This window comes from Bacillus sp. JJ864 (assembly GCF_036963045.1).
Classification (GTDB): domain Bacteria; phylum Bacillota; class Bacilli; order Bacillales; family Bacillaceae_G; genus Bacillus_A; species Bacillus_A pseudomycoides_C.
Genome location: NZ_JBALLY010000094.1, coordinates 43,100 through 52,375, shown reverse-complemented (window position 1 = coordinate 52,375; position 9,276 = coordinate 43,100). Strand labels below are relative to the sequence as shown.

The window sequence follows — 9,276 nt, the reverse complement described above, 5'->3', positions numbered from 1 at the left end:
ACTTCGTCACATTTCCAACATCAAATACATCGTGACTCTTTCCATTATAAAAAATAACGCGATAGCCTGTAGCACCAGGAATTTGATCCCAGTTTAGCTCAATGTACCCCGATTGGGAACCAGTCAAATTTGTAAAGGCATGCGATCTCGGCTGCTTTGGTGCTTCTAGCGGCACAAATACCTTTTCTTCATCTGATTCTGGACTCATTTCATCATGAGGATACTCCGCTACAACTTTTACTTTGTATGCATGTTTATCGTTTCCTTGTTCTTTAGAACCACCATTTTGATACAACTGAGAAGGACTCGTTGGCACTTCTTCGCCTAATCCATCGAAATGAAGGTCATTTCGCCCACGGCTTACTTCCTCTTTATTTGGCCAGATTTTTTTATCCTTTGTTGACCAAGATGTCGTATTCCCAACTTGATAATAGTTGTAATCTGTCCCATCAAAAATTCCCACTCGGTACCCCGTTGCACCCGGTACTGCATCCCAGTTCACATTAATATGTCCTGTTCCGCTTCCAATACCGTTTGAATAAGCTGATAAACGCGGTTTATTCGGCTTTGGATAGGAATACGTAATTTCTAAATGCGGCGCTGTATCTCCTCCGTTATAAGCCGCAATAAATTTCTTCCAATGTGTTTGCCCTCGCCCGTTCGGATGCAGCTTAAATCCATAGTTCGGTCTCTCACCGCTTAGCCACGCTTTCACTGTGTTTGTGACATTAAACTCTGCCCATTGATTTCGGCTAACATTTGTAACTGCAATTTCTTCAGACCACGGTTTTGTCTCCCAGTTCATCGTAATGTAATCCCAGTCGCCTTTGACTTCATCTAGCCAAACTTCATTCGGATTATTTCCGTAATAATGCCACGACGCATAGGCATAAAACTTTGCATCATGTACAATTGCACCGTTCAAGCTAGAAAGTTCCGGCTTCGTATAGGCAAAATTATAACCAGTACGATTATCAAAATAACCTACTTTTAGTGTATGCGCTTTCTGCCCTTCATCCCAAAGCACCCATCTGGAATAATTGTTCTTTGGATATGCACTCGATACGTAAGCTTCTTGGAAACTCCCCATCGTAATAGAAGGGTCAATATAAACTGGATATTTTCGCTCAGGAGCTTGCAGCCACTTTGGATTCGCAGTAACGGTTACATTGTACGTATTATTTTCTTGTTTCTCCAACGTATACTTTACATCTTCTGAAATTGGCGCTTCATTTGATTCAGGATGTACATTGGAATCTGTCATAAACGGTTTTGGCAATGTAAACACTGTTTTTTGCTTATCATCCACCATCAAAATAGAACCGTCTTCTTCTAACTTCGGTGTCAATGTAGTTTGTAATTGGAAGGTAAAGATATGATGTCCTGTATATTCATTCAGAACAATATCTTCTTTTACTTTGTCATTAAACGTAATCGTACGTAAATCGATGTTTGGAAAAATATTTTTATACCAAATCTCATTTTTTTCATAAGTAGCCGTAGCTTGAGATGGTTGGAGCCCTTCTTTCTCACCCTTTGCCCCTGTTAACTTATACGTAACTTTGTGACCATCTACTTCAAAGGTTGCGTATTCTTTTTTTCTAGCTTTTTTTGAAATGTCGGTTTTAACTTCGTTGTTTTTGTCGCAATTGTTTGTGAGGATTTTGCGACAAGCTCTGGTTGAATCTCTTCTAATTTCCCATCTTTCTCTATATGTATGGGCTCTGTGTAAACTTTCTTTGTATACGTTCCATTCTTATTATCAAACACCTTTTCGTGTTCGGTTCGTTCTTCTACCACTTCAGTAGATTTTCCGTCTGATGTTTGTTTCTGTTCAGTCGGCTTCTTTGTTTGTTCAGTAGAAGAAACTTTGTTCCCTTGCGCTGGTTTGCCATTGTTCATCGATTCCGCGATTGTCTCCATCGGAATAGAAGACACAATTAACGCCATCACGATGAGTTGAATTACATACCGATACCATCGCCTTTTTCTTTTTTCCCCTTTCATACATTCACCTCGCCAAAATTTTTAATATTACAAAACCAATGTAAAAAAAGTAGAAAATAAAGGCAATGATATTTTAGAAAATTCTCAATTTAAAACAATTAAAATGCACAAATTTCTGACATTTTTCGATAAACCTTTTTATTTTAAAGTAATTTTGGTAAAATTATTAAACATTTACATTTTAATTCACAAACTAAAATATCAATCTAGTTTAAAACCCTGTTCCATATTAAAAAAGGAGATGACTTCTGTCAGCTCCTTTTAGTGTTTCCAGCGCGTCGAACATCGTCGAAGAATCTTTATCCCGTGTCGAAGCACCGATATATCAATACTCTCGCTTATACCAACTTTGCATCTTCTCCGCATCTTCCATACGTACATGTTCTAACGTATGACCAGCCGAGGCATTATGGAAATTATATGTACAAAGTGCATCTTTTTTCTGGAAGTATGATTGACTTTTCTTTAAGGATTGAATATGTCTTCTTTTCACAAAAACAGTATATTTGGCGATTCCGCGATATGACATTGTTAGCTGATCGCCATCAATTCGATATCCGCCTGCTTTGTACTGCGCATAGCCAAGCCAGATGGATACTAAGAAAAGTGGTAATAATAACGCAAGTAGAAAGTGTTTGTGAAAATAAATACTCGAACCGATAATCGGTACTGCTACAATACAAGCGAAAATAAAATTGTCTAACATATGACGTCTCATTGCCGTTTTCGGTAATCTTGTCATCTCACTGTTTATGTCATATGGCAATTGTAAATATTGCAGCATCTCTAGCACTTTTTTCTTTTTCATAAGTGGATGGATCGTTACGTCTGTTTGTCCTTCTTCAAATTTTTGAATGGCTTCTACGTGAACAGAGCAATATCCAAAAGGTTTGCGAAGGATCCCTTCTTTCATTTTAATCCCGTGAATACGGTGCGCTTTCAAGACAAGCTCTTTTCTTTCTAGCAAACCTTGCGAAATGCGAATTTCATCTCCTTTACGTGAAATGGTAAAATTCGCATGCTGCAACGCATATTGAATTGTTGAAACAATCCATGATAATAATAATAAAGCAACAAGCATATATACCCAGCCGGCTATATCGCTTTTTGATACATACGTTTCCACATAATGCTCCATTTTCTTCACAATATGATTCGGCATAATATCGCGAATTTTATCTGCTAAAACGAAAAGAATGGAAAATAAAAGACCAAATTTCCCCGATGTAATACTTGCTAGTAAAATTTCTTTCCACGTTAATGTATATGCGACTGTGTTATGTTCTTTCTTTTCAATCGTAGCAATCTCTAATTCAGGTTCATCCTTCACATCGCTATTTTTATTTAACATGGCAATTAAACTTGCGGCTTCCTCGCTCGTAATTCCTGCTAACTGCACCTCTGCTTCGCCAACCCCGCCTGCTGTTTCAATCTTAAGTCTTGTTAAACCTAATATTTGATATAAAATATTTGAGCTCGTATTAATGGTTTGTACACGCTCTTTATTTAAATAGCTTTCTTTCTTTGTGAAAAGACCTTCTTTAATATGTAATACATTATTTTCAACCCAATACATTTTGTGATACCACGAAATGAGGTTAAAAATAATTCCTGCGCCTATAAATAGAAGCGGGATCAAATACCAAAAGGGAAATGTCCCATCTTTCACAACGAAAACAAAAAATACTGGTAAAATACTACTTAGCTTTACCTCAAACAAGATCGTAATCGGATGCTGCCGCTTATACATCCTCATCACTCACCTTTGCCAGTTCTGCAATTTGGCGCTTTAATCTCTCAGCTTCGCGCATCGTCAATCCAGGAAGACTATGCGCTGTTGCGGCTGTTGAAATTTTCAACTCAGCTAAATCAAACTTACGCATAATGGGCCCTTGTTCAATTGTAATATGCTGAATACGAATCATCGGTACAAGTACTCTCTCTACAGTAAACATCCCTTTTTGAATTTCCATTTCCTCTTCGTTTAATTCGTAACTATAATAGCGCTGACGTAAACTCGGAAATACAAGATAACCGAGCGGTGCATACGCAAGAAGACCGATTACAAGTGCTCCAAATATCCAACCTGTCCAGTCAAATTTCATCATAAATATAAAATAAGCAATTGTAATAATAAGACCGATTCCAGATGTAATGAGCGAGCTAATTTGCCATACTCTTACCATCTTTGGATTAATTTCATTTTCTAATGGTTGCATTCTTTCACCTCTACTTCATAATCTAATGCTACTTTTTCTATGACTCTATAATCATATTAAAAACATAATTGGAAAACAAGATATATAAAGGGAATCTCTTCCTTTCTAATAGTATTACATTTCAAGTTTGAAGGTAAACAATTCAGATTCTCTAGTGCTGCTATTTATATCATTTACTCTAAAACAGCACATTTAGTCACAAACAAAAACAGACTATCCATCTATTTCTATAAAAGTATTTGTAGGATTTTCTCCTTTTTTGTCGAATTCGTTTCATATAAGGGGGGCACTACATGTTTATCAAGGACTTTTTCATTAATCTTTTTATTTTTGTTTTCCTAGTTAGTTCAACTATATTCATCCAAGTGTTTGCGATTAAGTCTAGCCAGTTCATTGAAAAAATATATGGGGCGATTATTGCTGTTATTTTGATGGCCTTTTCTTTTAAATACATGGGGTTTTACTATGATCTTCGAGCTGTCCCTCTCATTCTTTCATTTATTTACTTTGGTCGTACTGCCGGTTGGATTACGTTACTTGGTATTTTGATCATGCGTGTTATTTATATGGATGGATATTGTGGACCGTATGTGGTCACATTATTAGGAGTAGGTATTATATATACTATTTTTAAAACATATTTCAAAAACTTACATCCGTTTAAAGCTAGCTTTCTTTATCTAATTTGTTATGTGGCTATGATTCGATTGATAGGAGGATTCTTCATTCCGACTGTAATATCTAATATTCTTTACATGCAAAGCTTATTATTTACAAGTATAGGTCTTTTAAGCGGACTTTTTCTGATGGAAGCTTATCAAAAGTTATATTCCTTAACAGAAGAGTTATTTGAAATGAATCACAAATTAAAAAGATCGAAGCAAGAGTTGAAAGATACTGTTCATGAACTGCAAGGAGGAATCTTTAAATTTATTAAAATAGATACGCACTTTATACATACGATGTGTGATGGACAATTTTATTATCAAAACGGATTTTATTCTGAACAAGTGGTAGGCAAGAGTTTACGTACTATCGATCCTTCCATTATCCCTCCCCATCTCGTTCCTCAATTACTGAAGTATTATGTACAAGCATGGGAAGGGAATGAAGTTATATTTGAAATCCCCTGGCCAGATGATGAAACCATTGCTTTAATCGCACTTCGGCCAATTAAGCGAAATGGAAAAGTAATTGAGGTTGTCGGTTCTGCCATTGATATTACAGAGCGAAAAAAAGTGGAGAATGAATTAAAAACGACTAAAGAATTATTAGAGTCATTTGTAGATAACAACGTAGATGCGATTGTCATCTCTGATCGAGAAGGACATATTTTACAAACTAATAAAGCTTTTGAAATGATATTTGGTTGGTCAATACAAGAACTGATCGGTAAAAAATTTCCTTCTGTACCCGATTTCTTAATAGATGAATCGATAGAAATCGTTCGAAATATTCTGTCTGGAAAATCGACAATTACTAGATTAGAGACCATTAGACAACGAAAAAATGGGGATTTAATTGATGTAAGTATAACGGTTTCACCTGTTCTAGATGTAAGAGGGAATATAATAGCGCTCTCTGCAATATGTAGGGACATTTCCGAAAGAAAACAAGCAGAAAAAGAACGACAGCAATTATATCAACAATTGCAAGAAAGTGAATTGAAATATCGCGTCCTATTCGAACAGGCAGCAGATGCCGTATACGTGGTAGAATTGGATAAAAATCGAACTCTCACTCAATTCATTGAAGTAAACGCGATTGGGTGTGAACGGTTTGATTTAAGTAGAGATGAAATTGTTAGTACGCCATTTTCTGATCTTGTTTTTACGGATTCTCCCCTTATAAAAAGATTAATAGAAAAAATTAAAAACGGGGAAAATTCTTTTACTCTACAAGACGAATATGTTTTTCCTTCAGGAAAGAAGATAACGACTGAATTTAGTATTCGTGTATTCAAGTTGAATGGAAAAGAAGTTTTCTTAAGTATTTCTCGAGACATTACCGAACGAATCAAGACGGAAGAATTATTAAGAAAATCTGAAAAGCTTGCTGTTGTAGGCCAATTAGCTGCAGCAATCGCTCATGAAATTAAGAACCCTTTAACGGCAATGAAAGGATTCATGCAATTATTAAAAACAGTGGAAAATGAAAAGAATCACCACTATATAAATATCGTATCATCAGAAATTAATCGAATTGAAAGCATTACGAATGAATTTATGGCAATCGCCAAACCGCAGGCAGTGAAAATTCAGCCTAATGATATAAGTATGTTAATGAATCAAGTTGTCATGCTATTAGAGCCCCAAGCACTCATGAATAATATACAAATGAAGACAGAAATTATGTCTAATATTCCAATAATCCATTGTGAAGGGAATCAATTAAAACAAGTATTCATTAATATCTTAAAAAATGCTTTTGAATCGATGCCAACGGGCGGAGAAATTGTCATTCAAATTGATCAAGCCGATCATAATCAAATCAATATCCGATTTATTGATCAAGGTTGCGGGATCCCTCAAGAACGTATACCATACCTTGGAGAACCTTTTTATAGCCTTAAAGAAGAAGGAATTGGCTTGGGATTAATGATTTGTTACAAAATTATTGAAATGCATCAAGGCAAGATATGGATTGAAAGTGAAGTGAATAAAGGAACAACGATCGAGGTTACTCTTCCTATTTGTAAATGAGAAAACAAAAAAGAATGCAAAATTATTTTATTAAAAGTAAGAAATAAGCTATTATACCTTGGTTTCTAAAGGGATTAAATATAATGTTACACATTATATAGAGAAAAAAAAGAAAAGGATAGATCATACAGAGTAAACCTGTATGATTTATCCTTTTTATACTACAACGTATAAAATTCACTTGAATTAAACTAATATAAAACTTCTCAGTTGATTTCTTTAGCTCATCCACTTATTGAATTCATTAACTGGAAGAAGTATTCAGGTTTATGAGTCTTATTTAGGTTATACCATGAATGTAATGTATCTGGTGCAAATACATCTAATTTTTTCAGTACTTCCATCGCAAATTCCAGAGGAGCTACTCCTGATGCAGTAACCAAATTCTCACCAGATACCGCAGGTCCCATCTCATAAAATTTTTCTCCTTTATAATTAGGACAGACCATTTTAATATACTCTAAGTCATTGCTTGTATGCTTTCTAGAATCTAGGTATCCCATATTCGCGAGACCCTCAGTTGCACCACAAATTGCAGCAACAATAGTGCCAAGCTTTAAAGCTTCACCAATTTTTTTCAAGATAGGTTGATGAATATCTTCTCTCCAAGTATTCCCTCCAGGTAAAACGAATAGGTCTTTCCCTTCAAGAGTACACTCATCAAGGGAAATATCTGGTTTTATGCTCAGTCCTCCCATCGTAGTAATAATTTCTTTATGAACTCCTACTGTAACTACTTTTAAAGGCGCTAAATCTTTCTTGAAATATCTTCCTGAGTTTAGTTCAGCGATTAAATATCCATATTCCCAGTCTGACATTGTATTAAATACATAAAGATAAACTTTTGTTGTTTGCATCTACTAGCACTCCAATCACAATTGATATAGCCTATAAAACTTTTCCGAAATATTCTAATTTAATTATACAAAAATGATTGTTGTAGTAAATCTATTTTTTTGTTATGTCAGTATATGAGGTCTTCTAAAATAAAAAACACACCACTATCAAATAGTGATGTATCTCTTATTCATATAATGTGTAGCATTGTATGATAATATTGTTTTTCTATCTACTATGATTAAAAACACATATTTAATTTTACAGATTAGCATTCTATTTTTGAAAAATCGTAACTACTCAGTCACTCTATGAAAAACCGATAGAAAAGCATTTTTTTAAGTGGTCGAGAGCATCTGGCCGCGCATAGTAGCGGTCAGGGCCTTTTCCTGCCACGCGCAATGATTTAGCAAGCAAGTGCAGGTCATGATGTATTCTGCATAATAGAGACTTATAAAGAAAAGTGGAGCTGACTCAAAAAAGATGTAGATGTCATTTGAATCAGCTCCTTCTTATATGTTCACTGATATATCGGCGATATTTTCAATATATCAGCGATTTTCACAATATATCGACCACTTTTTAAAATATATCGGCGCTTCGACACGATATAAAGATTCTTCAACAAGATTCGACGCATCAAGTACATGAAAAGGAGCTGACATTAGTCCTTTTTCGAGTCAGCTCCTTTCTATGATTTAAAAAAGCTCTTATCACATCTTACCTTCCCGCTGCAAAAACCGCAGCCGATAGCAATTCATCGTCACTTCACCAAGGCGTTGCAATAGTTGATAGTTCGCATACGCTCCCACCGGTGCACCGATGACAGGGACGAGCTGCAACATTTTGGCTAGGTCAATATAATCGCGGTATTCTTGCTGGAACTTCTCCCAGTCGATATGATTTTCTTTATTTGTATCCCACGTCTCAATCGCCTTCCATATTTCTTTCCGGTGATTATCGCTTGAGAACGCAAGCTGAAATACATGGAGAATAAATAACCGCTCTTCTTGTTTACTCGTATCATAGCCGTACAATGTTGCCGCATCAAATAAAAATTTAATTTTAATGCTGAGCAGCAGCGGGAAGTCAGCAAGCCCGAGTAAAAAACCTCCCGCTCCTGTCCCGGCTCCTTCTGCAGCTGCAACCTTTTTATACTCATCTATCTTCTTTAATACTTCTTCATCTCTTTTTTGTAGTGACCAATCGGTTTCTTTTAGCCTCGGTTTGATGAAATTCGAGCCAATGCTAATACCTTGCACCATCGTTTTAATTGTTTCTGTAAGTATCTTTTGCACTTTTCCCGGAATAAGCTGCTGCATTTTCGTTTGAACTGTTTTAGAGAAACGTGTCATTACAGAAGAATTTTTGATAATTTTTCTTTTCCACTGTTGTAATTCTAAGATGACCTTTTGCTCATATTCAGTCATTCTTTTCTCCCTTTCCCTATGTACGGTTTAAAGTGAAACTTCCATCAGTGGGGGCTCTTTATTCCCCACTGATGGTTAGTT

Annotated in this window: 7 protein-coding genes; 1 reads left to right on the top strand and 6 read right to left on the bottom strand. The window is 35.7% G+C overall.

Going from position 1 to position 9,276, the window contains the following annotated elements; all coding sequences use genetic code 11:
• The 4 genes from V7024_RS15680 to V7024_RS15665 all read right to left on the bottom strand — a co-directional run.
• The coding region (locus tag V7024_RS15680; protein WP_335521548.1) for a DNRLRE domain-containing protein at nucleotides 1-1,312 on the bottom strand (1,312 nt) is incomplete at its 3' end.
• Between the two features lie 260 nt (nucleotides 1,313-1,572).
• The gene (locus V7024_RS15675; RefSeq protein ID WP_335521546.1) at nucleotides 1,573-2,007 is read right to left on the bottom strand and encodes a hypothetical protein; all 435 of its coding nucleotides are present in this window, start codon (nucleotides 2,005-2,007) and stop codon (nucleotides 1,573-1,575) included.
• A gap of 325 nt (nucleotides 2,008-2,332) precedes the next feature.
• Complete coding sequence (locus V7024_RS15670; protein WP_335521544.1) at nucleotides 2,333-3,757, bottom strand: PH domain-containing protein; 1,425 nt, start codon at nucleotides 3,755-3,757, stop codon at nucleotides 2,333-2,335.
• Nucleotides 3,750-4,226 carry a PH domain-containing protein gene (locus V7024_RS15665; RefSeq protein ID WP_306197162.1) on the bottom strand — a complete coding sequence of 159 codons (477 nt, stop codon included), beginning with the start codon at nucleotides 4,224-4,226 and terminating at the stop codon, nucleotides 3,750-3,752. Before V7024_RS15665 ends, V7024_RS15670 begins: the two co-directional genes overlap by 8 nt.
• A gap of 293 nt (nucleotides 4,227-4,519) precedes the next feature.
• Between V7024_RS15665 and V7024_RS15660 the strand changes: the two genes are divergently transcribed.
• Complete coding sequence (locus V7024_RS15660; RefSeq protein ID WP_335521540.1) at nucleotides 4,520-6,928, top strand: PAS domain S-box protein; 2,409 nt, start codon at nucleotides 4,520-4,522, stop codon at nucleotides 6,926-6,928.
• A gap of 224 nt (nucleotides 6,929-7,152) precedes the next feature.
• Here V7024_RS15660 and V7024_RS15655 read toward each other — a convergent pair whose 3' ends face one another.
• Both V7024_RS15655 and V7024_RS15650 read right to left on the bottom strand, forming a co-directional pair.
• Nucleotides 7,153-7,785 (bottom strand): type 1 glutamine amidotransferase family protein, encoded by a 633-nt coding sequence (locus V7024_RS15655; protein WP_335521537.1) that lies wholly within the window; start codon nucleotides 7,783-7,785, stop codon nucleotides 7,153-7,155.
• A 693-nt stretch (nucleotides 7,786-8,478) separates the two neighbouring features.
• On the bottom strand, nucleotides 8,479-9,195 hold the full coding sequence (locus tag V7024_RS15650; protein WP_335521535.1) for an EcsC family protein: 717 nt from the start codon (nucleotides 9,193-9,195) through the stop codon (nucleotides 8,479-8,481).
• Between the last annotated feature and the right edge of the window lie 81 nt (nucleotides 9,196-9,276).

Bases quoted from the DNA above. Each gene is read 5' to 3' on its own strand.
- V7024_RS15675 (WP_335521546.1), bottom strand. From the start codon at position 2,007: ATGAAAGGGGAAAAAAGAAAAAGGCGATGGTATCGGTATGTAATTCAA.
- V7024_RS15670 (WP_335521544.1), bottom strand. From the start codon at position 3,757: ATGTATAAGCGGCAGCATCCGATTACGATCTTGTTTGAGGTAAAGCTA.
- V7024_RS15665 (WP_306197162.1), bottom strand. From the start codon at position 4,226: ATGCAACCATTAGAAAATGAAATTAATCCAAAGATGGTAAGAGTATGG.
- V7024_RS15660 (WP_335521540.1), top strand. From the start codon at position 4,520: ATGTTTATCAAGGACTTTTTCATTAATCTTTTTATTTTTGTTTTCCTA.
- V7024_RS15655 (WP_335521537.1), bottom strand. From the start codon at position 7,785: ATGCAAACAACAAAAGTTTATCTTTATGTATTTAATACAATGTCAGAC.
- V7024_RS15650 (WP_335521535.1), bottom strand. From the start codon at position 9,195: ATGACTGAATATGAGCAAAAGGTCATCTTAGAATTACAACAGTGGAAA.